The 22,722-nt window shown below is 68.0% G+C and carries 21 protein-coding genes and 1 pseudogene; 7 read left to right on the top strand and 15 right to left on the bottom strand.

Translation table 11 applies throughout. The annotated features are described in order from the left end of the window. Window positions 1–12: 12 nt before the first annotated feature. The 5 genes and pseudogenes from BQ7388_RS08575 to prfA all read right to left on the bottom strand — a co-directional run bounded on the left by BQ7388_RS08575 (window position 13) and on the right by prfA (window position 3,269). Complete coding sequence (locus BQ7388_RS08575; RefSeq protein WP_040656693.1) at window positions 13–207, bottom strand: hypothetical protein; 195 nt, start codon at window positions 205–207, stop codon at window positions 13–15. Window positions 208–527: 320 nt separating this feature from the next. Further along, the gene (gene upp, locus BQ7388_RS08580) at window positions 528–1,169 is read right to left on the bottom strand and encodes a uracil phosphoribosyltransferase (RefSeq protein WP_062531454.1); all 642 of its coding nucleotides are present in this window, start codon (window positions 1,167–1,169) and stop codon (window positions 528–530) included. An 84-nt stretch (window positions 1,170–1,253) separates the two neighbouring features. Then, the gene (locus BQ7388_RS13390; RefSeq protein ID WP_072500503.1) at window positions 1,254–1,712 is read right to left on the bottom strand and encodes an RpiB/LacA/LacB family sugar-phosphate isomerase; all 459 of its coding nucleotides are present in this window, start codon (window positions 1,710–1,712) and stop codon (window positions 1,254–1,256) included. A 186-nt stretch (window positions 1,713–1,898) separates the two neighbouring features. Further along, window positions 1,899–2,126 (bottom strand): annotated as a pseudogene (locus BQ7388_RS13395) (peptide chain release factor N(5)-glutamine methyltransferase); the annotation flags it as partial. A gap of 75 nt (window positions 2,127–2,201) precedes the next feature. Next, entirely contained in the window at window positions 2,202–3,269 is a 1,068-nt protein-coding gene (prfA, locus tag BQ7388_RS08590) for a peptide chain release factor 1 (RefSeq protein ID WP_072500282.1), read from the bottom strand. A 191-nt stretch (window positions 3,270–3,460) separates the two neighbouring features. On the opposite strand from prfA, the gene BQ7388_RS08595 reads away from it, so the two are divergent. Then, on the top strand, window positions 3,461–4,828 hold the full coding sequence (locus BQ7388_RS08595; protein ID WP_062531457.1) for a hypothetical protein: 1,368 nt from the start codon (window positions 3,461–3,463) through the stop codon (window positions 4,826–4,828). A 48-nt stretch (window positions 4,829–4,876) separates the two neighbouring features. On the opposite strand, the gene BQ7388_RS08600 is transcribed toward BQ7388_RS08595, so the two are convergent. After that, window positions 4,877–6,307, bottom strand: coding sequence for an NAD(P)/FAD-dependent oxidoreductase (locus BQ7388_RS08600; protein ID WP_062531458.1), 1,431 nt, complete (start codon window positions 6,305–6,307; stop codon window positions 4,877–4,879). 104 nt (window positions 6,308–6,411) lie between these two features. Further along, a complete protein-coding gene (gene rpmE / locus BQ7388_RS08605; protein ID WP_062531459.1) occupies window positions 6,412–6,825 on the bottom strand; it encodes a 50S ribosomal protein L31 in 414 nt (137 codons plus the stop codon). Between the two features lie 201 nt (window positions 6,826–7,026). Here rpmE and BQ7388_RS08610 point away from each other — a divergent pair, with 201 nt between their 5' ends. Further along, entirely contained in the window at window positions 7,027–7,818 is a 792-nt protein-coding gene (locus tag BQ7388_RS08610) for a type III pantothenate kinase (protein ID WP_062531460.1), read from the top strand. A 63-nt stretch (window positions 7,819–7,881) separates the two neighbouring features. On the opposite strand, the gene BQ7388_RS08615 is transcribed toward BQ7388_RS08610, so the two are convergent. From BQ7388_RS08615 to BQ7388_RS08625, 3 genes are all read right to left on the bottom strand, one after another. After that, window positions 7,882–8,505, bottom strand: a complete 624-nt coding sequence (locus tag BQ7388_RS08615; RefSeq protein ID WP_234946907.1) for a hypothetical protein — start codon at window positions 8,503–8,505, stop codon at window positions 7,882–7,884. Then, window positions 8,492–9,928, bottom strand: a complete 1,437-nt coding sequence (gene folP / locus BQ7388_RS08620) for a dihydropteroate synthase (protein WP_062531462.1) — start codon at window positions 9,926–9,928, stop codon at window positions 8,492–8,494. The genes BQ7388_RS08615 and folP overlap by 14 nt, the downstream gene beginning before the upstream one ends. A 149-nt stretch (window positions 9,929–10,077) precedes the next feature. Beyond that, complete coding sequence (locus BQ7388_RS08625; RefSeq protein ID WP_072500284.1) at window positions 10,078–10,815, bottom strand: NAD-dependent protein deacylase; 738 nt, start codon at window positions 10,813–10,815, stop codon at window positions 10,078–10,080. 61 nt (window positions 10,816–10,876) lie between these two features. Between BQ7388_RS08625 and BQ7388_RS08630 the strand changes: the two genes are divergently transcribed. The 5 genes from BQ7388_RS08630 (at window position 10,877) to BQ7388_RS08650 (ending at window position 15,770) form a co-directional block, all read left to right on the top strand. Continuing rightward, the gene (locus tag BQ7388_RS08630) at window positions 10,877–11,857 is read left to right on the top strand and encodes a patatin-like phospholipase family protein (protein ID WP_062531463.1); all 981 of its coding nucleotides are present in this window, start codon (window positions 10,877–10,879) and stop codon (window positions 11,855–11,857) included. A gap of 327 nt (window positions 11,858–12,184) precedes the next feature. Then, window positions 12,185–12,970 carry an exodeoxyribonuclease III gene (locus tag BQ7388_RS08635; RefSeq protein ID WP_009278198.1) on the top strand — a complete coding sequence of 262 codons (786 nt, stop codon included), beginning with the start codon at window positions 12,185–12,187 and terminating at the stop codon, window positions 12,968–12,970. A gap of 214 nt (window positions 12,971–13,184) precedes the next feature. After that, the gene (locus BQ7388_RS08640) at window positions 13,185–13,796 is read left to right on the top strand and encodes a hypothetical protein (protein ID WP_062531465.1); all 612 of its coding nucleotides are present in this window, start codon (window positions 13,185–13,187) and stop codon (window positions 13,794–13,796) included. 83 nt (window positions 13,797–13,879) lie between these two features. After that, a complete protein-coding gene (locus BQ7388_RS08645; RefSeq protein ID WP_062531466.1) occupies window positions 13,880–14,587 on the top strand; it encodes a response regulator transcription factor in 708 nt (235 codons plus the stop codon). Further along, on the top strand, window positions 14,574–15,770 hold the full coding sequence (locus tag BQ7388_RS08650) for a sensor histidine kinase (RefSeq protein WP_159430820.1): 1,197 nt from the start codon (window positions 14,574–14,576) through the stop codon (window positions 15,768–15,770). Before BQ7388_RS08645 ends, BQ7388_RS08650 begins: the two co-directional genes overlap by 14 nt. Window positions 15,771–15,812: 42 nt before the next feature. Here the strand turns inward: BQ7388_RS08650 and BQ7388_RS08655 are convergent, their stop codons facing one another. From BQ7388_RS08655 to tilS, 5 genes are all read right to left on the bottom strand, one after another. Further along, complete coding sequence (locus BQ7388_RS08655; RefSeq protein ID WP_197414971.1) at window positions 15,813–16,949, bottom strand: phosphatase; 1,137 nt, start codon at window positions 16,947–16,949, stop codon at window positions 15,813–15,815. After that, window positions 16,946–18,139: a pyridoxal phosphate-dependent aminotransferase gene (locus BQ7388_RS08660; protein WP_062531468.1), complete on the bottom strand. Its 1,194-nt coding sequence runs from the start codon at window positions 18,137–18,139 to the stop codon at window positions 16,946–16,948. Before BQ7388_RS08660 ends, BQ7388_RS08655 begins: the two co-directional genes overlap by 4 nt. Before the next feature lie 87 nt (window positions 18,140–18,226). Continuing rightward, window positions 18,227–20,203, bottom strand: coding sequence for an ATP-dependent zinc metalloprotease FtsH (gene ftsH / locus BQ7388_RS08665; RefSeq protein WP_062531469.1), 1,977 nt, complete (start codon window positions 20,201–20,203; stop codon window positions 18,227–18,229). A 30-nt stretch (window positions 20,204–20,233) separates the two neighbouring features. Then, entirely contained in the window at window positions 20,234–20,788 is a 555-nt protein-coding gene (hpt, locus tag BQ7388_RS08670; RefSeq protein WP_062531470.1) for a hypoxanthine phosphoribosyltransferase, read from the bottom strand. Between the two features lie 359 nt (window positions 20,789–21,147). Next, window positions 21,148–22,653 (bottom strand): tRNA lysidine(34) synthetase TilS, encoded by a 1,506-nt coding sequence (tilS, locus tag BQ7388_RS08675; RefSeq protein WP_062531471.1) that lies wholly within the window; start codon window positions 22,651–22,653, stop codon window positions 21,148–21,150. Window positions 22,654–22,722 lie beyond the last annotated feature (69 nt).

The following is a 22,722-nucleotide window of genomic DNA, read 5'->3' on the forward strand; positions in this document are numbered from 1 at the left end:
CTGCCGGCGCGGCTACCCGCCTTGTCCGTCGCGCGGGTTTGCCGCGTGCCAGGCACGTACGCTCTCTGCCGTCCAGATGGCGAGGAAGGTCGCCACGACGCTGACGCCAAACGAGAAGACGTTCTCCCTGTCGACCAGATAGGCCACCGCGATGGCGCAGGACATGGTGCCAAACGAGAGGAGCACGCCCGCGACGCCGAGTGCCATATCTGGCTTCTTACCCCAACGATGCACCCCCTCAAACAGCAGAGCGCCCGGAATCGCGCCGACCGCACCGACGGCAAGGCCAAAAAGCGCTGCTATGGGCACTCCCATGGCCGACCTCCGGGCGCGTAACGCGAAACGTCTGGATTCTAGTCTCTGCCACTGCGAAAAACCAGAGCCTTGTCTTTGGGAAAGGCGCCCCTTGCCTGCTCCGAGGAGTGGGATGGGCGCCCTACCAGCTTCTATACAAAATGTCATGCCGACCGAACTGTGTCAGTACCGTGAAGCGCACCGCCTGCGGCGCACGGATGCCGCGGGAAGCCCTACTTGGTGCCGTAGATGCGGTCGCCCGCGTCGCCCAGGCCGGGCAGGATGTAGGCGTTCTCGTTCAGCTGGCGGTCGAGGGCACAAGTGTAGAGGCGCACCTCGGGATCGAAGTCGAGCACTGCCTTGACGCCCTCGGGGGCGCTGACCAGCGTGAGGGCGCGCACGTCCTTAACACCTGCCTCGCGCAGGAACTGGATGGCCGCGGTGAGCGAGCCGCCCGTCGCGAGCATGGGGTCGACGATGAGGCAGGTGCGGTTCTCGATGTCCTGGGGGAACTTGCAGTAGTACTGGTGGGGCTCGTGGGTCTCGGGGTCACGGTACATGCCCACGTGGCCCACGCGCGCGGAGGGGACGAGGCTCAGGATGCCGTCCACCATGCCGAGGCCGGCGCGAAGGATGGGGATGATCGCGACCTTCTTGCCGGCGATGCGCTTGCAGATCGTCGTCTCGAGCGGGGTCTTGACCTCGACGTCCTCGAGGGGGAAGTCCCTCATCGCCTCGTAGCCCTCGAAGATGGCCAGCTCGCTCACCAGCTCGCGGAACTGCTTGGTGCTCGTGTTCTCGTCGCGCAGGATGTGCAGCTTGTGCTGCACCAGCGGGTGGTCGATGACGGTCAGGCGCTTCTCGTCGAACTCCATGTGAGGGACCCTTCTCCTCTTGCTGAACGTGTTCGCGCTTGATTCTATCTCAGGTGGAGCCCAGGGCACGGACGCAAGACGCCCTTACCCCTGGACGTCCAGGTCCTCGGGCACGCCGGCGAAGCTCGGGTCGTCCTCGCGCATGGCCTTGGCGACCCGGCCCTCGTGGCGTCCGCCTGCGAACTCGGTGTCGAGGAACTTGTCCACGATCTCCTCGTTGGTCGCAAGTGGCGTGAAGCGTCCGGACACGCAGAGGACGTTGCCGTCGTTGTGCTCGCGGAAGAGCTCGGCGAACTGGGGCGTCTGGATGACCGCGGCCCGCACGCCGGGGACCTTGTCTGCCGTGACCGCCATGCCGATGCCCGTGCCGCAGATGAGCACGCCACGGTCGGCCTCGCCGGAAGCGACCTTGCGCGCGACCTTGTCGGCGAAGTCGGGGTAGTCACAGCGCAGGGCCTGGGAAGGCCCGAGGTCGATGACCTCGTGTCCCCGCCCCGCGATGTNCGTCGCCACGACGCGCGTCCCCTCGCGCTCGGAGGCGATGGAACAGGCGATGCAGCCCGTCCCGCAGCCAAGCTCGAGCACCTGTGCGGAGTGGCCCGCCGCGACCGCGCGGTCGACGCCCTCGAGGGCCACGTCCACGAGGACCTCGGTCTCGGGCCGCGGTATGAGGACGCCGCGCTCGCAGCGCAGGACTATGTGGCGGAAGGGCATCTCGCCCGTGACGTACTGGAGGGGCTCTCCGGAGCCGCGCCTCACGACCGCATCGTGCATCCCGTCGAGCTCCTCCTGGGTGAGGGGCCGGTCGAAGTTGGTATAGACCTCGACGCGCGAGAGTCCCGTCACGTTGTTGAGCAGCCACTCGGCCGAGAGGCGAGGGTGCTCGTCCCCCTTGCGCTCGAGGTAGCCCGTGGTCCAAGACAGGATCTTGCCCACCGTCCAGGCTTCTTCCGCCATCGTCCTTCCTCTCAAGACGGGCGTGGCGCCGACCCTGCCGACGCCACGCGAACCCAATTCCTGTTCCTTGCCCCGTCACACCGCCTGGGCGAGCTTCTCCGCACGCTCCGCCGCCGCGAGGGCGTCGATCACGCTGGGCAGGGTGTCGCCCAGGAGCACGCCGTTGTAGGTCCCGTTGAAGCCGATGCGGTGGTCGGTCACGCGGTCCTGCGGCTGGTTGTAGGTGCGAATCTTCTCGGAGCGGTTGCCATGGCCGATCTGAGCGAGACGCGAGGCACCCTGCTCCGCCTGCTGCTTCTCGAGCTCCATCTCGTAGAGGCGAGCGCGCAGCATCTGCATGCAGACCTCACGGTTCTGGATCTGGGAGCGCTGGTCCTGGGACTGCACCACGGTGTTGGTGGGCAGGTGCGTGATGCGCACGGCGGAGTAGGTCGTGTTGACGCCCTGGCCACCGGGACCCGACGCGCAATAGGTGTCGATCCTCAGGTCCTCCTGGGAGATCTGGATGTCGATCTCGTCTGCCTCGGGAAGGACGGCGACGGTCGCCGTGGAGGTCTGGATGCGCCCCTGGCTCTCGGTCTTGGGGATGCGCTGCACGCGGTGGACTCCGCTCTCGTACTTCATGACGGAGTAGACCTTGTCGCCCGTGACCTTGAACTCGATGGTCTTGAAGCCACCTGCCTCGGAGGGGCTGGACGAGAGGACCTCGACCTTCCACTTGCGGGCGGAGGCGAAGCGCTCGTACATGTTGAAGAGGTCGCCCGCGAAGATGCCGGCCTCGTCGCCACCCACGCCCGCACGAATCTCGACGATGGTGTCCTTCTCGTCGTTGGGGTCGCCGGGAATCAGCATGACCTTGATCTGGTCCTCGAGCCTGGGCAGCTTTGCCTCGTTGGACGAGATGTCGTCCTGGAGCATCTCCTTCTCGTCAGTGTCCGCGGCGTCGTGCAGCATCTCCTTGGCGACCTCGATGTCGTCGAGCGCCTGCACGTACTCGCGGGCCTTCGCCACGAGCTCGGCCTGGTTGGCATGCTCCTTGGCGATGCGCGCGTACTCCTTGGGGTTCGAGACGACGTCGGGATCGACCATCCTCTTCTCGAGCTCCTCGTACGCGGCGATGAGCTTCTCTAGCTTGTCTCGCATGGTGTCACTCCTTGCACGCGCCGCGGCGCAGCCCGCCAGGGCGAATCGTTCGTGTTCAGCGATACGAAGTCTACCACCGCAAACCCGCGGCTATTCCGCCGGGCGTCCCGTCCCACGCTGCGCACACGATGCCATCGCTGGCAGCCCTGTGGCAGACTGGGGAGGAAGCGGGCTCGAGGGCGGGAGGCGCGATGGACGAGGACGGCCGCGGGAGGCTCCGCCCCGAAGGCGGGGAGGCAGATGGGAGGGACGCGGATGCTGAGGCCCAGAAGACCGCACTCCAGCCCACCGTCGCCAACGCGCGGGCGAGGGCCGGCGGACGCGATGGGGCGGGCGAGGGGTCTCTCCCCCGCCCCGAGGACGGCCTAGTCGCCCGGGCCGGGGCAGGCGCCGCCCGAGCGGGCGCCCTTCTTGCCGCACATCGCCTGGCCACTCTCCTGACCGGCGCCGCCATCGCGCTCCTCGTGGTGGTGGGGACGCTGCTGAGTCCTGTCATGGCAGGCACTCCCGACGCCACGCGCGTGAGGGCCGACGCGCTCGCGCACACGCCCGTCCCCACGCACGACGGGGGACCCTGGAACCATGACGGCGTTCTCATTGCCACGGACGCGCAGCTCAGGGAGAAGTCGACCGAAGCGTCTGGGGGCATCTCCGCCCGCACCACCGTGACCTACTCGGACGGGAGTGTCGAGGCGAGCTGGGATGCCATCCTGCTCTACCAGAGGTCCGACGGGTCATGGGAGCTGGAGTCCATCGACGTCCCCCAAGCCGCGAGCTGGAGGCCGACCTCCGGCCCCGACCATCAGAAGCTGCTCGCGTCCCTGGAAGCGCTCCTCACCCGCGCCGAGGCGAGGCTCGACTCGCAGGGCGACGACGGGGAAGAGAGCCTCGCCAACCTGTACCGGGACTGCGAGGCCAGCGTCACCAACGACGAGCTCGACGTCGCGGCACGCCTCGACAAGATGACCGTCCGCTGCAGCAAGCAGGAGGGCTTCGCCTCGCGAAACTGCGACCTGAGCCTGACCCTGCGCTTCGTCACGGCAAGCGGCGTCTGGGAGCTCACCGACGTCAGCGTGAGCGACGGGGCGAAGGAGCTGGGATACGAGCCGCTCAAGGGCAGCTGGTCCGGCAGCTTCCGAACCCAGTCGTCGAGCGGACACAAGTGCCTGTCCGGACGGGACGCCGGGCTTCGGCTAAGCATCGACGAGGTCGCGACGAGCGGCGACACCACCATGATCGCAGGCACGTTGGACGGCGTCGCGCACTTCCATCCCGAGCCCGAGCGGGACAGCACGGGCTGCGACGGGGACTCCGCGCTCGAGTCCCTGGCCTTCACGGGCACGCTCCAGGACGGCTCCGACGGCCTCGTCTTCGACTGCGAGACCGCGGACGACGTGCGAGGGAGCGTGAGCTTGAGGCTCGAGTTCGGGAATGCGCAGAACCCCTCCGCCGCGACGGCGACGCTCGTCTCCACCCACGACTACCAAGACAGCTTCCTGCTCGTCCCCTACCAGAGGACGGCGCGCTACGAGGACGAGTTCGTGCTGAGAAAGGTGTGACGCCGGGACCCCGACGCCACACCCTCCCACGCCGTCCCTTGGTCCGTGCTACTCGGACGCGAGCCTCTCTCCCATGAGCAGGCCCATCACGCTGGCCATCATGAGGCCGCGGGTCCAGCCACTGGAGTCGCCCAAGCAGTGCAGGTGGGCGACGTTGGTGTCGAAGTTCTCGTCCATGCCCACGCGGTTGCTGTAGAACTTGAGCTCGGGCGCATAGAGCAGGGTCTCGTCGGCGGCGAAGCCCGGGACCACCTTGTCCACGGCCTTGATGAACTCGACGATCTCTATCATCGCGCGGTAGGGCATGGCGGCGCTGATGTCTCCCGCCTCGGCGTCGGGCAGGGTGGGCACCACGTTGGAGCGAGTGAGCTCCTTGGGCCAGGTGCGCTTGCCGTCGAGCAGGTCACCGAAGCGCTGCACCAAGATGTGCCCGGCTCCGAGCATGTTGCAGAGCTTCCCCACGTTGCGCGCGTACACGATTGGCTGGTCGAAAGGCTTGCGGAAGTTGAACGAGACGAGCACGGCCAGGTTGGTGTTGGGGCTCTTGCGCTCCTTGTAGCTGTGGCCGTTGACCACTGCGAGGTCGCCGTCGTAGTTCTCCTGGCTCACGAAGCCGCCCGGGTTCTGGCAGAAGGTGCGCACCTTGTTCCGGAAGGGGTCTGGATAGCCCACGAGCTTGCTCTCGTAGAGCACGCGGTTGACGTCGTCCATGACCTCGTTGCGAACCTCGACGCGCACGCCGAGGTCGACGGGGCCGGCGGAGTGTGCGATGCCATGGGCCTCGCACATGTCGTCGAACCAGGCGGCGCCACGGCGCCCGGTGGCAACGATCGTCTCGCCCGCCTCGATGCGGGTCCTGACGCCATGGACGTCGCTCACCACGGCACCCTGGCAGCCACCCCCTTCCACGACGACCTCGTCGCACTCGTGCTGGAAGAGGATATGCACGCCCCCCTCGACGAGGGTCCGCTCTATGCGGCCATAGATCTCTTGCGCCTTCTCGGTCCCCAGGTGGCGGATGGGGCAGTCGACCAGCTTGAGGCCCGCCTTGATGGCGCGACGCCGGATGTTGGCGACCTCCTCCGGGTGCTCGAGCCCCTCGATGTGGGGGTCGGCCCCGAAGTCGAGGTAAATCTGGTCGACGCGTCCGATGGTCTCTTGCGCGAGGCGCTCGCCGATGAGCGTGGGCAGGTCCCCGCCAACCTCGTGGCTCAGCGAGAGCTTGCCGTCAGAGAAGGCGCCGGCGCCCGAGAAGCCCGTGGTGATGCGGCAGGGCTTGCAGCCCACGCAGTGGCCCGTCTTCTCCTTGGGGCAGGAGCGGCGCTCGACGGGGAGCCCCTTCTCCACCATGGTGATGGAACGCGAGTCTCCCTTGCGCAGGAGCCCCAGCGCGGTGAAGATGCCCGCCGGGCCCGCCCCGATGATGAGCACGTCGGTCTTGATGGTGGCGAGGCCATGCTCGCCGGAAGCTTCGCTCATGCGCGTCTCCTCTCGGGTCTTGTGGCGCCGTCCCCCAACGGCACACAAAAGGAGAGGGACGACCTGTGCCGTCCCTCTCCTCCTTTGCTCTGGTCTAGCTGGGGTTACTCCGCGGCGGGGGTCTCCTCGGTGGCCTCGACAGGGGCCTCCTCGACGACCTTGGCGGCGTCGGCGGCAGCCTTCTTCTCGTACTCGGCAGCACGCTTGGCCTTCTCGGCAGCCTTCGCCTCGGCAGCGGCCTTGCGAGCGGCAGCCTGCTCGGCGGCCTTCTTTGCCTTGGCCTCCTTGGCGGCCTGGGCCTTGGCAAGCTGGGCCGCGGCGGCTCCACCGAACTTGTCGGAGAAGCGCTGGACGCGCCCTCCGGTGTCGACGAGCTTCTGCTGGCCGGTGTAGAACGGGTGGCACTTGTCACAGAGGTCAAGCGTCATCTCGCTCACCGTGGCGCGGGTCTTCCAGGTGTTGCCGCAGGTGCAGCGAACGGTGCACTCGACGTACTCGGGATGTATTCCTTGCTTCATTTCAGGACTCCTTCTTTCGGCCTGGTTTCCGACCAGACAAGGGGTGTCGAGGCAAACGCCAGGACAATTGAGCCTTGCTAGGTTACCACAGTGGTCGCATTCTCATACCAAGACTGTGGAAAAGTGGTGCAAGCCCACGCGCGGGGCGCCCGGTCCCGCCACGCTACACTGGTTGGGCGCAGGCGGATCCGAGGAGGAGAGATGCTGCTCGTCGTTGACGTAGGTAACACCCAGACCACGTTGGGGCTCTTTGGTCCGGACGACCAGCTCGCCCGCCAATGGCGCATGGCCTCCGACAAGACCGACACCGCCGACGAGCTCCACGAGCGACTCTACGGCTACTTCATGATGCTGGGCCGCAGCCTCTCCGAGGTGAACGACGTGGCCATTGCCAGCGTGGTTCCCATCCTCACCCAGGAATGGCTCTACATGATGGGACACGTCCTGGATGCCAGGGACGTGCTGCTGGTTGATCCCCGCCGCGACTGCGGCATCGAGGTGGACATGCCCGACCCCACCCAGGTGGGGGCGGACCGCATCGCCAACGCCGTCGCCGCCCGCGAGGCCTACGGCGATTCGGTCATAGTGGTGGACTTCGGGACCGCGACCAACATCGACGTGGTCGACGCGCGCGGACGCTTCAGGGGCGGGGCCATCATGCCCGGCCTGCTGCTGAGCGCCGGGGCACTCTTCTCGCACGCGGCGCGCCTCTCGAGCGTCCCCTTGGTGGTGCCCGAACGCGCCCTTGGCAACAGCACCGAGGCCGCCGTGCAGTCGGGCATCGTGATCGGCGCGGCCGCACAGGCCGAGGGCCTGGTGAGGCGCATCAAGGACGAGCTCGGCGAGCCCGATGCGACGGTGGTTGGCACGGGAGGGCTCTCGCGCGAGATCGCGAAGGCGACCGACCTCTTCGACGCCCTCGACCCCGACCTCACCATCCGCGGCATCAAACTCATCTGGGAGCATCGCGCCCGCAAGCGTGCCGTGCGCTAGGAAGGGCCGTTTGCCCGCAGAGGGCCTGGGGCCCACGCGGGCAGGCCCCCGCCCGACAACTGCCTACTCGCGGTCGGGCGACCTCAGGAGCGCCTGTTCGGCAGAGAACTCGAGCTCGTGTCCAGACTCGTCCACGACGGTGGCCCGGCCCCAGATGTCGAAGCCCGCAAGGCGCCCTCGCGCCATCACGCGCCCGTTGGGATACGTCACCTCGACCTCCCGGCCCATCCTGAGCTCATGGTCGAAGTAGTCGGGGAGAAACGCCGCCCACGGTCCCCCCGCAGACCTCCCAGCCGCGACATCCCCCTCCCAGGTGGACACGCGCTCGCGCACCGCCCGCTCAATCGCGGCGTCGTCAGGCATCGCGGCGTCGTCAGGCATCGCGGCGTCGTCAGGCATCGCGGCGTCGTCCCCATCGCCCAAGGTACGCCTTATGGCGAGACGGACGAAGACGCCCCCGTCGTCGTAGCCGCCGCGACCGTCCAGCTCGAAGGCAGGCCTTCCCGCGGGGACGAGGGCGACGTCCCGCGGCCAGAGCAGACCCGCCTCGGAGTTCCCCGCATCGACGAGCGCGTCCATCACGCCCAGGCTCGCAACGGCGGGAAGGGCCACCAGGTAGCCCATGGGCACCCTTGGCCTCAGCGTGAGCTCGAGCTCCCCCACGCCAGCCCCCCTACTGCCAGTCAAGCTCGCCCAGCTCGCCCACCACATGCCCCACGCGGTCCTCGGGGGCATAGACGGGCACGCCGGCATGCATCAGGAAGCGGACGGGGTCGTGCATGAGGTCCTCCATAGGCACCAGGACGTAGTCCCTCTCGCCCAGGTGCGCGTGGGGAAGCGTGAGCTTGCGCCCTGCGTGCTCCTCGTCCTCGACGAAGACGAGGTCGCAGTCGATGGTCCTGGGGCCGTGACCCGCCTGCTCGGGGTCGCGCACGCGGCCGAGCCTCTCCTCGACGCCGAGGAGGGCGTCCATGAGGACGCTGGGGTGCAGCTCGCTGCGAAGCTCGGCCACGGCGTTGGCGACCGGGACCTTGATGCCGTAGGCGGGTTCGGTCTCGTACACGCGGCTCACCTGCACCACGCAGGTGAGCGGTATCTCGTTGATGAGCGCCACGGCACGGCTCAGGTAGTCCATGCGGTCGCCCACGCTCGAGCCCAGCGAGACGAAGGCCTGCCGCGCGTCGGCGCGGCTGACCGCCCAGTAGGAGTTGAGCGCCTCGGCCGTGAGGGCCACGTTGTGGACGCGCAGGATGCGCGCGCCAGACTCGATGGCGCTCAGGCAGATGCCCAGCGTGGCGGCATCGCGGGCTGGGGCGTCCGTCACGCCCGAGACGGCCCCGACCATGCGCTTGCGCGAGACGGCCGTGAGCACGGGGTATCCCATGGAGACGAGCTTGCGGGTGGCGCGCTGGATCACGACGTCCTGGTCCGCCGCCTTGTCGAAGCCCGGACCGGGATCGATGCAGATGCGGTCGTGGGCAACGCCCGCACGCATGAGGGAGCGCGCCTGATCGCCCAGGAAGCCCATGATCTCGCGCATGAGGGGGGCCTCCTCGGGCAGGGTGAAGCGTCGCGCGCTCGCCTGGACGCTGCGGGCCGCCACCGCACGCGCGGGAGTGCTGTCCAGGCGCACGGACTTGCGGCTGGACTGCCCGTTGCCGCGATTCCAATGCATGACCACGCAGCCGCAGTCGGACTCGGCGGCGACGCGCACCATCTCGGGGTCGATGAAGCCCGTGACGTCGTTGACGATGGAGGCGCCCAGGCGAACGCAGACCTTGGCCACGGAGGCATGGCGCGTGTCGACCGAGACTATGGCGCTGGGCGCGGCGGCGAGGATGCCCCTGACCACGGGAACGACGCGCTCGGCCTCCTCGTCGGCAGCCACGGGCTCGTGGCCGGGCCGCGTGGACTCGCCCCCCACGTCGATGATGTCGGCGCCCTCGTCCAGCATGCGGAGGGCGTGCTCGACCGCGAGCTTGGGGTCGAGGTTCTCTCCCCCGTCCGAGAAGGAGTCGGGGGTGACGTTGAGGATGCCCATGATGCGGGGACGCGAGAGCGAGATCTCGTGACGGCCGCAACGCCAAAGCGAGTAGTCCTGTCGAAGCATGGGTCGGGTCCTCCCCTAAGGCTGAGGGGGACGCGCCCGCGCCCCCAGGGTGTTCCTTTGTGATTGTAGCGACTCCCGGCGGCCGGCCTTCCGCTCGGCCTGGCCCGGCGAGTCCCGGAACGGGAATTCCGAGCGAGAGGGGCCACGGCCTACCAGTCGAAGGCCCGGGCGATGTCACAGGCGCAGACCAGGTCCGCGCTCGCGTCCTGGGGCGTGGGCTGGAGGTTGCAGATGGCCAGCTTGTCTCCCCCGAAATAGCGCAGGAGCCCCGCGGCCGGGTAGACCACCAGGGAGGTGCCGCCCACGATAAGGAGGTCGCAGCTGGCAATCGCCCGGATGGCGGCGGTGATGACGGCCTCGTCCAACGCCTCCTCGTAGAGGACGACGTCAGGCTTCACGGGCCCGCCGCAGGCCTCGCAGCGGGGGACGCCCTCGGTCTTGAGGACCCACTCCTGCGAGTGGACGTGCCCGCAGCGCTGGCAGACGTTGCGATGGGTCGAGCCGTGGAGCTCGACCACGTTGCGCGAGCCTGCCGCCTGGTGGAGGCCGTCTATGTTCTGGGTCACGACGGCGCTGACGAGCCCCTCGCACTCCAGCTCGGCGAGCTTGAGGTGCGCCTGGTTTGGCTTGGCGTCGGGGGCGCACATACGGCTGCGGTAGAAGTCGAAGAACTCCCGTGTGTGCTCCACGTAAAAACCGTGGCTAAGCATGACCTCGGGCGGGTAGTCAAAGTGTTGGTTGTACAGGCCGTCGGCGCTTCGGAAGTCGGGGATCCCGCTTGCCGTCGAGACGCCCGCGCCGCCGAAGAAGACCGTGTTCCCCGCGCCCTTCACGAGCGCCCCGAGCGCCGCTGCCGCCTCCCGTGGGTCAGTGATGGTCCTTGCCATGGCGGCCTCCCGTCGTTTGCCAGCGGCTCTGACTCTAGCACCAGGAAGGCGAGGTACCGGCATGAAGAAGCTCAGCTGCAACGTGGAGGGCTGCGCCCTCGTGTTCGAGGGCGGCGGCTATCGCGCCGCATACACCGCGGGAATCGCCCGCGTCCTTCTGGAGCAGGGAATCCACTTCCCCTTCGTCTGCGGCATCTCCGCGGGCTCCAGCCACACGGTCGACTACTGCTCGCGTGACCTCGCACGCACGCGCAACGCCTTCCTGGGCATGAGGCCCGAGGGCATACCCATCGCGGGCTTTGGCTCGGTGGTGCGCGGCAAGGGCTACTTCAACGCCGACTACCTCTACGAGGGATGCATCGCCGACGGCTTCATGCCCTTCGACTGGGACACCTTCCAGGCAAACCCCGCCCAGGTAGCCATCCAGGCCTTCGAGGTGCGGACGGGCCGCAGCGTGACCTTCACAAAGGACGACATGCGCGACAAGTACGACATGGTGGACAAGGTGCGCGCCAGCTCGACCCTGCCGGGGGTCATGCACCCCAAGGCGGTGGACGGCCGGCTCTTCATGGACGGCGGGCTGGGAGAGGGAGCAGGCCTTCCCCTGCACCTGGCCGAGCGCGGCGGCTACGACCGCTTCTTCTTCGTGGCGACCCGCCCGCACGGCTACCGCAAGGAGCCTCCCACCGAGCAGGAGCGCCGCGTCTACCGCGCCATCGCACACGGCCGACCCTACCTCCTGGACGCCCTCCTCACACGCTGGGAGAGGTACAACCGCGAGCTCACGCGCATCGAGCGCCTCGCGGACGAGGGTCGCTGCCTCATCGTGTACCCGGACGACATGCCCATAAGCTCGGGCACCACCGACAAGGCGAGGCTCCTGGCCGCCTATAACGAGGGGCATGCCCAGGCCATGCGTGACCTGCCCCGCTACCGCGAGTTCCTCTTTGGGGCGCCCGACGCGGGACCTCACCCAGACGAGGCGGCCCTCGCGCGCACCCTCGCGGCCATCGACGACGGATACGTGATCATCGAGGGCTGAGACGGCGAGGGGGCGGTGCTCGGGAGGTCGCGCAGACCCGTCGCGCCATGCGGGGACGGGCCCAAAGACGGCAAATCTCGTGAAATGCTGTCGTTTTTCGCATAAGGCCAGGTAAGCGAGAAAAGAGACAGCATTCTGCGAGAAATGCTGTCTTCTCTCCCTTGGCCCGTCCTCGTCGCGCACCCTGGCCGCAGCCCCGTCCCGCAAACGGATGCCAAGGTGGTGCCATATCCTGGACCAGCACGTATACTGGCCTGAGCGGGCACGGACACCCGCCCAAACGGACACGACGCCGGCGGGGCGACGCCCCCGCCAAGGAGGAGCGGCATGGCACAGAGCGAGGAGCGCGAGCTGAGGCTCGTCTCGTGGAACGTCAACGGCCTCAGGGCCGTCATGAAGAAGGACCCCAGCTTTCCCCAGATCTTCGAGGCGGCGGACGCCGACGTCTTTGCCATCCAGGAGACGAAGCTGCAGGAGGGCCAGCTCGACTTGGACCTCCCCGGCTACCATCAGACATGGAACTATGCCGAGCGCAAGGGCTACTCGGGCACCGCGGTCTTCAGCCGCGAGGAGCCGCTGCGGGTCATCAGGCAGATCGGCTGCGAGTTCGCAGACGACGAGGGCCGCGTGTGCGCCCTCGAGTTCGAGCGCTACTGGTTCGTGGACGTGTACACGCCCAACTCGAAGAACGGGCTCCTGCGCCTGGACGAGCGTATGGTCTGGGACAGGAGCTACCGCGAGTTCCTGTCAGGCCTCGCCAAGGAGAAGCCCGTGGTCACCTGTGGCGACTTCAACGTCGCGCACGAGGAGATAGACCTCAAGAACCCCGACACCAACCACATGAACGCAGGCTTCTCGGACGAGGAGCGCGAGGGCTTCGGCAAGCTCCTCGAGGCGGGCTTCGTGGACAGCTTCCGCCGTCTCTACCCCGACCGAGAGGACGCCTACAGCTGGTGGAGCTACCGCATGCGCGCCCGCGAGCGCAACGTGGGCTGGCGCATCGACTACTTCCTGGTGAGCGAGGACGCCGCGGACGGCATCGTCGAGGCCTCGATCCTGGACGACGTCTACGGCAGCGACCACTGCCCCGTGCAGCTGACGCTCAGGGTATAGGCGAGAAGAGCCCCTCGCGTCGCAGTGCCAAATCGGGCCCCACACGCCTTTGCCGCGTGCGGGGCCCGACACTTGTCTGCAGGCCGCATGCGCCCGGGAAATCTGTCACAGGACTGTGGACCCTTTTCTTACGCTTTGGCGCAGGATTTGGGCCGTTGGCTGCCCATACACTCTTCTCGTCGATCGGAGGCGACCAAGAAAAGGAGTGATCAACATGACCAAGGGAAGCAAGGGCAAGCGTCAGCTGGCAACGGCAATCTGCACCGCGGGGCTTCTGGGATCGCTCGCCCTCCCCACCCTGGCGATGGCCCGCGCCCAGAGCGCCCAGGGAGCGCAGGGCTGCCAGGCCTGCGGGGACTGCCAGACCAAGTCCATCAGCGAGGACGACGTCAGCACCGACGCCCGCGCCTTCACGGAGGAGGAGGCGCGGGCTATGTCCCAGGGCATGACCGAGAAGGACGCCCAGGAGGCGGTGGGGCGCCTGAAGGGCCTGAGCGACGCCGAGCGCTCCGAGCTCAAGGGCCTTTGGATGGGGATGACGGGCGAGAGGGGGCTCGGCGACGAGCAGTACGAGCGCATGGACGAGCTCGAGGGCAAGGCCTGGAGGGCAGCGCTCGACGAGGCGATCGACGCTGACGGCTCGCTCGACGACGCGGCCAAGTCCGCGCTCAAGGAGAACGCCTCCCGCATAGACCAGCTGGAGGAGAGGCTGCTCGAGGACGAGGCCGTCCTGAACGACAACGAGGAGGAGGATGTCTACAAGGAGCTCGACGAGCTCTACCAGCGTCTCGATGGCTACATGGAGAAGGCCGGCAACGTCTTCTAGGACCTCGCGACTGGTGGTGCGTAACGTACAATCGGGGCTGGCCCTGCGGGGACAGCCCCTTTTCGTCCCAAGAGAGGTGGCTGATGGCGGAGCTCATCTACGTGGCGGACGACGACCTCAACCTGCTCGAGGTCCAACGCGCCTTCCTCGAGGGCGCGGGCTATCAGGTGAGCTGCTTTGCCATCGGAGACGCCCTTCGCGAGCGCTTCCTCGAGCGTCCCGCCGACCTTGTCATCCTCGACGTCATGATGCCGGGGACGGACGGCCTCGAGGTCTGCCGCCAGCTCCGGGAGGTCTCTGACGTGCCCATCGTCATCCTCACCGCCCGAGAGTCAGAGATGGACTACATCACCGGGCTCGCCTTGGGCGACGACTACCTCTTCAAGCCCTTCTCGCCCTCCATGCTGGTCATGCGCGTGAGGGCCCTGCTCAGGAGGGCGAACATGTCACGCGGACAGGAAGGCGGCACCCTGCGCTTCGCCGACCTCGTGCTGCACGACGCCACGCACGTGGTGGAGGTGGGCGACAGGGAGCTGCGCCTCACGATGATGGAGTTCTCGCTCCTGAGGGTGCTCGTGAAGGCGGCGGGGGAGCCCGTCTCTCGCGCGGAGCTCCTCCGGAGGGTCTGGGGGATGGACGCGGAGGTGGAGACCCGCGTCACCGACGAGTGCGCACGCCGCGTACGCCAGAAGCTGCGAGGTGCCGGCAGCCGCGTGGGCGTGAAGGCGGTCTGGGGCTTTGGCTACCACCTCGTGGATGCGGGCGAGGGGGATGCTCATGCGCCGCGCTAGGTGGCCGAGGGCCGGCAACATGCGTCCTGCCCTCCGGCTTGCCCTGCTCTTCGCGGGCTGCGTCGCCGCCGCGCTGCTGGTGGTGGTTCTCGCCTATGGCCAGCTCGTGCAGGCGCAGATGCGCGACGGCTCCGAGCAGGCGATTGACGCCCTCCTGGGCGATGGCAACGAGGAGGGGGAGCCCTCACGCGTTGCAATCCCCCTCGCGCTGACGGCCGAGTGGGAGCTCGACGAATCGGACGGCAACCCTTACACGCCGCTTGACAGGCTCGCCGCCAGCTGGGCATCGGAGCATCGCGACCAGACCGGTCGACTCGTGCGCGTGGAACGGGATGGGCTCGAGTGCTACCTCAAGGTCCAGGGAACGATTCCCGCGCCACAGACCGAGGCCGGCCTTGTGTCGGATGAGGGCGCGGAGGTGCTTCTCGCCTACGTGGACGTGTCCGGCGAGGAGGCGCTGGCAGGTCAGGTGCGACTGCTCCTTCTGGGCATCATGCTCCTCTCGACCATAGGCGCCGCAGCCGCCGGCTGGGCGCAGGGGAGGCAGGTCGAGGCCCGCGAGCGAGCGGTGAGGACCTTCTACGAGAACGTCTCGCACGAGCTCAAGACCCCCCTTGCCGCAATCGGCGGCTATGCCGAGGGACTCCGGGAGGGAGTCATCGCGGATGACAGGCAGGCGGGAGCGGTGATCTTGGGCGAGGTGCGCAAGATGTCGGAGGGCGTCGGCCAGCTGCTTGACATCAGCAGGCTCGAGGGTGGAGCGGTCATGCTAGAGTGCGAGAGGCTCGACCTCGCCGAACTCGTGGAGGACTGCCTCGTGCCCTTCGAGGGGGCGGTCGCCTCTCGCCAGTTGGACGTGTCGCTCGACCTTCACACCATCCGGACGGAGGTCGACGCGAGGCAGTTCGAGCGCGCCTTCGACAACCTCGTGACCAACGCGATCAGGCATGCGAGGTCACGACTGCGCGTCTTCCTTGGAAACGGGGAGCTCGTCGTGTGGAACGACTGCGCGCGACCCGCCGCACGGGACCTCGACGCCCTCTTCGACCGCTTCAGGACCGACGCCGCGGGGGGCAGCGGCATAGGGCTCGCACTCGCGCGCGAGGTCTTCGAACTGCACGGATGGCGGGTCGAGGCGCGCTACGAGGACGGCGGGCTGGTGATACGCGTACGCCTGGGCTAGGCACGAGGTGGGACACAGCGCCCCCCAGCACGAGGTGCTCAGCTACACCTCGACGCTCGTGCCCACGGCCCGTTCCAGTACGCCCAGGAAGGTCTCGGCGTCGCGCGTGGCGACGAGCTTGCGCGGGAAGCCGATCTCTTCCAGCATCGAGCGGACGTGGTCGAAGTGGCCTATCCCGCACGAGATGTGGGAGTCGGTGCCCGTCGAGATCATGACCCCCTCCTCCGCGCAGCGCTCGGCTAGCCTGCGGCAGGTGCTCGTCGCGGATGGGTGGCTGGCAAGGGTCGCCTCGTTTATCTCGACGAGCTTGCCCTTCTCGCGCGCCACGGCGAGCACCTCGCCCACGTCGAAGGGCACGCCGGCACGTCCCGCGTGTCCCAGGATCAACACCTTGGGGTCCTCGAGGGCCCGCACGTACATCCGGGTCGTCTGCGCCAGGCTTGCGCCACGTGCAAATTCGTCGCAGTGCACCGAGGCGATAACGTAGTCGCAGCCTTGGAAGACGCGCTCCTTGAGGGTGAGCTGTCGGTGCAGGGGGTTGCCGTTTATCTCGTGCGTGAGGGGCACGTCATGGCCGAAGAGGTGGCCGTCGAGGTCCACGACGTCCGCCTCGCAGCCGTGCAGCAGGCGCACGCCTCGCCACACGCGCGGCCAGGCGCCGTAGTTCATGAAGTACTGGAAGTCCCGCAGGTCGTAGCCCTGCGCACGCTCCATGCTGCCAACCTCGGAGAAGAGCATCGAGGAGTAGTGGTCGGTCGACCCCAGCAGCTCGAGGCGCAGCTCCGCCGCCGCCCGCACGTTCTCCTCTATGGTGGAGTAGGCGTGGCGCGAATAGAGGGTGTGGGTGTGGACGTCACAGGCCAGCTGAAGCATGGGGGCTCCTCTCTTGGAAGACCCTCCCAGCTTAGCAGCGCCCCCGGCAAGCGAGAGGCGCGTTGCCGCCCGCGCCGCGGGCTCGTCCGCACGGGATGCCTCCCTCGACCGCGAGACGCCCTCGCCCCAGCGTCCCCTGAGGCCGAAGCCCGCCTTGGGCGTCATCCTGAAGGCGGGACAGGCGGCGTCGGACGCATGCACCTCTCCCCTTCTGCCGTCTGGGGCGACGCAGACGCCGCGCGTGCGCAGGAGCCCCGTCTTTGCCTGGCAGAAGCTGCAGTTCTGGCAGATGCGCTCCCAGCTCACGCGTCCCCCCGGGCATACTGCTCGGCGAGGCGCCTCCATGCCGGCATCGAGTCGACGATGGTCTGGTGGCTCACGCAGTAGCCCACGCGCACCCAGCCCTCGCAGCCAAAGCTGTTTGACGGGACGGGCAGGAGCTCCAGGGCCTTCGCCTTCTGGAAGAAGGCCTCGGCGTCGGGCTCCAGGGACTTCACCCAGAGGTAGAAGGCGCCTTGCGGCTCGATGTACTCGTAGCCAAGCGCCGAGAGCCCCTCCGTGAGCGCCTTGCGGTTGCGCTCGTAGGCGGCGACGTCGCTCGGGACGTCCACGCAGTCCATGACCACGCGCTGGAAGAGCGCCGGCGCGCAGACGAAGCCCAGCTTGCGGCCGGCACCGGCGATGGCGGGGACAAGCTCGTCGTGGTCGGGGTTGGTGTTGGGGACCAGCACCCAGCCCACGCGCTCGCCGGGCAGGCTCAGGCTCTTGGAGTAGGAGTAGCAGACGACGCTGCGGTCGTACAAGGAGGGGATCCAAGGCACCTCGCAGCCGTAGCTGATCTCGCGATACGGCTCGTCGGACACCAGGTAGATGGCGGTCCCCAGGGCGCTCTCGCGCTCGCGAAGCACGTCCGCCAGCTCCTCGAGGTTCTGGCGGGAGTAGACCGACCCGACGGGGTTGTTGGGCGAGTTGACCACCACGGCCTTGGTGCGGCTCGTGATGGCGGCGCACACGGCCTCCGTGTCCACCTGGAAGGTCTGGGGGTCCGCCATGACCTCGACGCAGGACGCCCCGGCGGTCTGGATCCAGACGCGGTACTCCGGGAAGTAGGGGGCGATGACGATGACCTCGTCGCCGGGATCGACCAGCGCGTTGAAGCTGATGCTGAGCGAGGCGGCGGCACCGCAGGTCATGTAGAGGTCGCCCGCCCCGTAGTCGCAGCCGAAGCGTCGGTTGAGCGACTCCGCGACGCGCTGCCTGACCTCGACGAGGCCTGCGGCGGGGGTGTAGCCGTGCAGCTGCACGGGAGGGAGCTCCAGGGAGCGCTCGATGGAGCGGCGGACCTCCTCGGGCGCGGGCACGGAGGGGTTGCCCAGCGAGAAGTCGAAGACCTTCTCGGCCCCTATCTGCGCCTTGCGCTGGGCGCCGTAGGCGGCGATCTCCCTGATGCTGGACTTGGAGGTCCCGTACTCGTAGCTCTTCTGGTTGATGGACACGACCGCTCCCCTCCACGGCACCGGTCGACCGGCGCGGCCTCGCGATATGGGAACGGCGCGGCATGAGCCGCGCCGCCAGCTTGCAGACTACTCGCCGCCGAGGACGGGCGACGATTCCGTCACAGACTCGTCACCGCCGAGCGGCGAGTCCACCGCGACCTCCGGGTGCTCGAGGACGTACTGCGCCCAGCGGTCGTCCAGAAGGGCGTTGACCACGTCGCCCTCCACCGTCTCGCGCGCAAGGAGCACCTTGGCCATGGTCTCCATCTGGCTGCGCCTCGCCTCGAGCACCGCGCGCGAGCGACCATGGGCCTCGCGCATGATGCGCTCGACCTCGTCGTCGATGCGTTTGGCCGTCTCGGCGGCGTAGTCGTTGTGGTTCGCGTAGTCGCGCCCCAGGAAGACCTCGTGCTGGGCCTCGCCGAAGACCTGCGTGCCCAGCTCCTCGCTCATGCCGTAGCGAGTGACCATCTCGCGCGCCATCTTGGTGGCCCGCTCGAGGTCGTTGCTGGCGCCGGTGGTGATGTCCTCGCAGAAGAGCTCCTCGGCCGTACGTCCCCCCAGGAAGACGGCGATCTGGTCCAGCATGCCGTCGCGCGTCTCGAGGAAGTGGTCCTCCTCGGGGAGCTGCAGGGTGTATCCCAGGGCACGACCACGGCTGATGATGCTGATCTTGTGCACCGGGTCGGAGTTCTCGAGTATGTGCCCCACCAGGGCATGCCCGCACTCGTGGTAGGCGATGGTAACGCGCTCCTTCTGGGTCATCACGCGGCCCCTCTTCTCGGGACCGGCGACGACGCGTTCCATGGACTCCTCCACCTCCTCCATCGAGATGCGGTCCTTGTGCCGGCGGGCGGCGAGGAGCGCGGACTCGTTCATGAGGTTGGCGAGGTCGGCACCCGTGAAGCCTGGCGTCAGCTTGGCGATCCGCTTGAGGTCGACGTCCTTTTTGAGGGGCTTGTTCTGGGAGTGGACCGAGAGGATCCTCTCCCTCCCCTTGACGTCGGGGCGGTCGACGGTGACCTGCCGGTCGAAGCGTCCGGGGCGCAGCAGCGCCGGGTCCAGGATGTCGGGACGGTTCGTCGCGGCGACCAGGATGACGGCCTGGTTCTCCTCGAAGCCGTCCATCTCGACCAGCAGCTGGTTGAGGGTCTGTTCGCGCTCGTCGTGGCCACCACCCAAGCCAGCGCCTCGCTGGCGTCCCACAGCGTCGATCTCGTCGATGAAGATGATGGAGGGGGCGGACTCCTTCGCCTGCTTGAAGAGGTCGCGCACGCGACTCGCGCCAACGCCCACGAACATCTCGACGAAGTCTGAGCCAGATATGGAGAAGAACGGCACCCCCGCCTCGCCGGCCACGGCCTTGGCGAGCAAGGTCTTGCCGGTGCCCGGGGGACCCACCAGGAGCACGCCACGCGGAATCTTGGCACCCATCTTCTGGTAGCGCTCGGGCTCGCGCAGGAAGTCGCGGACCTCCTTGAGCTCCTCTACCGCCTCGTCTATGCCCGCCACGTCAGAGAACTTCACCTTGGGCCGGGTCTCCTCCGTCGTGCGCGCCCTGTTGGCGCGACCGAAGTTCATGGAGCGTCCGTTCTGGCCCTGCATCTGCCTGGTGAAGTAGATCATGAAGGCGAGTATGACCGCCGTGGGGACGATCGACACCAGGATGGTCTGGAGCAGGTCGGAGCTCGACGTGTCGATGGTGAAGCTCACGTCGGGATGCTGCGCCATGAGCTCCTGCAGGCTGTCGGCACCCACGTAGTAGCTCACGAAGCGGCTCTGCTCGTTGCCGTCATGGCGGTAGTTGCCCCTCAGGCTGCCGTCGGAGGTCTTGTAGGTGACGTCGCTCACCCGCTCGTCCTTGACCGCGGTGACGAAGGCGTTGGTGGTGAGGGTGTCCGCTTGGCTCGCCCCCAGCATCGACTGACCGGCGGTGTAAGCGACGTAGGCGACCAACGCGATCATGAGGGCGGCGATGATGGCTGGCTGACGGCGTCCCCCCGGGCCCTCCTGCCCGGGAATGGGCGGGCGCGAGGGATCGAGGCCGTTGTTGTTGTCTGACACTTGGCTGGGCTCCTTGGAAGGGTCTGGAGGCTACCCCTGGTAGACCTCGGGCTTGAGCACCCCCACGTAGGGAAGGTTGCGATACTTCTCCGCATAGTCCAGACCATAGCCCACGATGAACTCGTTGGGGACGTGCGCCCCCACGTACTCGGGGTTGATGGCGGGGGTGTGGTTGGGGATGTCCTTGATGGAGAAGGCAGCCACGCTGACGGACTTGGGACCCCTGCCCTTGAGCAGCTCGACGAGGTAGCTCAGGGTGAGGCCGGAGTCGAGGATGTCCTCCGCGATGATGAGGTCGCGACCCTCGACCTTGGTGCTGAGGTCCTTGATGATGCGCACGACGCCGGAGCTCTTCACGCCATCCCCGTAGCTCGAGACCGCCATGAAGTCGACCTCACAGGGGATGGTGATGGAGCGCAGGAGGTCCGCGGTGAACACGAAGGCGCCGCGCAGCACGGCGACGATGAGGGGGTTGCGTCCCTCGTAGTCGCGGCTGATCTCTGCGCCCATGCGCTGGACGATCCCCCTGATCTGGTCCTCGGTGAGGATGACGCTCTTGATGTCGGCGGTGAGCTCGTCTGCCATGGACCTTGCCCTTCCTGTGCGTCAGTCGGTCTTGCCGGCTGGCTGGACGTATGCGCCTATGGTACTACGCCCTCGGGGCGCGACCGCCCCCGTTGGGTGCGACGTAACGCAGGCGCAGCTTAGCCGGCATGCTCAAACGCTCGCCCCTCTCGTCCGCCACGCTCGAACGCACGCAACTTTCGCTCACTACGCTCGAACGCACGGATGTCCCGACTGACAACTGGGCAAACGCGAAGGCGTCCGTGCTCTTCCGCGTGCGCGTCGCATGAGGCGTGCGTTGGAGCGTGGGCGCTTCGCGCGTGACGGGCGCGCCACACGAAGCGTGCGTTCGCGCGTGACGGGCCGCGCGCTCTTACGTGCTAGCTCAGGGCGAGCTCGAGGACGAGGCGGGTGGTGGGCACGCAGCGCACGCGCTCGTCGCAGCGAAGGGGAGAGACCCAGAGCACCTGGCCCGTGGGGCCGCTCCTCACCACGGGCACTCCCGGTCGGTCGGCCGCGGGTACGTGCACCTCGTTGAGGAGGTCGGAGAGCTTCTTCGACTGGCCGTGCATGCCCAGGGGGCACATGACGTCTCCCGCCGCGGGGGCGTCCACCCACAGCCTCCCCTGCCCCGAGGGAGAGACGCCGCAGGCCACGGCGTCGAGATAGACCGAGCGGCCACCCCATTCCAGGGCATGGGCGCGGGCCACCTCTTCAGGGGAGGAGCCCGCCGGAACCGACGCCAGGCGCGCGGAGATGGTGCGACCGTCGGGGAGGCGCACGCTTCCCGGGACGTCGAGCCATGCCGGGCCCACCGAGGCCGTGCGCCGGGGGACGCGCAGGAAGAGCAGGCCGTACTCGACGCGCGCGTCGATTCCCAAGCTCACGTTGCAGGACCCGCATCCCTGGGCCACGATGCGCAAGACCCTTGCCACCTGCGCGGACTCGATGCGTGCCGCGGGGCTCAGGCCAAGGATGGCGAGCCTCACCACGCGCCGGGCTATGGACACGTCGGCCGCGCCGAGGCGGCGGGCGTCCAAGGCGACCACCCCCTCGCCCGAGCGTCTCACGAGCTCGCGATAGCTGCGGGCGGCCACCTGTCCCAGGTAGGCGTCCTCGTCCGAGAGAATCTCGCAGGTGTTTGAGAGGGCGCTGACCAGCTGGGGGTTGCGACCCAGCGCAACGGGCATGATCTCGTGGCGCACGAAGGAGCGAAGGTAGCGCGTGTCCGCGTTGGTCGCATCCTCCCTCCAGGCGATCCCCTTGAGCGAGAGGAGCTCGCAGAGCTCCTCGTGGGTGCGTTCCAGGAGTGGGCGCACGATGCGGTTGCGGCGGCGGGGTATGGAGGAGAGGCCGGAGGTGCCCGTGCCCCTGATGGCGTTCATGAAGAAGGTCTCCGCCCGGTCGCTCGCGGTATGCGCCGTGAGTATGCGCGCGGCGGAGCGCGGCGTGCCCAAGCTTGCCGAGAGCCTGTTGGCAAGCTCCCCGGCGAGGCGGTAGCGCTCCTCTCGCCCCACGTTCTCTATGTTGCCGCCGGCGGAACCGGCCTGCGCGGCAAGGCCGGCCACGTCCACCCTACGCACCGTGCAGGGGACGCCAAGCTCCGCGCAGAGCCCGCGCACGAAGGCCTCGTCACCCAGGGCGTCGTCGCCACGGAGCTGGTGGTTGACGTGCAGGACGTGGAGGCGCTCCCGGGCGATGCGCGCGCGGCCGTGGCCGTCGTCGATGTCGAGCTCGGAGCCCACGGCCAGGAGCAGGAGGGCCGTCGAGTCCGCACCGCCCGAGACCATGAGCACGACGGGCGCGCGTGCCTCGTCGTCGGCCGCGGGGCCAGGGCGGCCGCCCCTTCCCCGAACGCTTGCATATCTGCGCATGACGCTGGTCACGGGCCCTCCAAGCCTCGTCTTGGCCCAGCTCGGGCACGCCGGGCCATGCATGGGGCCCGGACGCCCCAG

The sequence above is a fragment of the Olsenella phocaeensis genome, from assembly GCF_900120385.1.
Taxonomy (GTDB): Bacteria; Actinomycetota; Coriobacteriia; order Coriobacteriales; family Atopobiaceae; genus Olsenella_I; species Olsenella_I phocaeensis.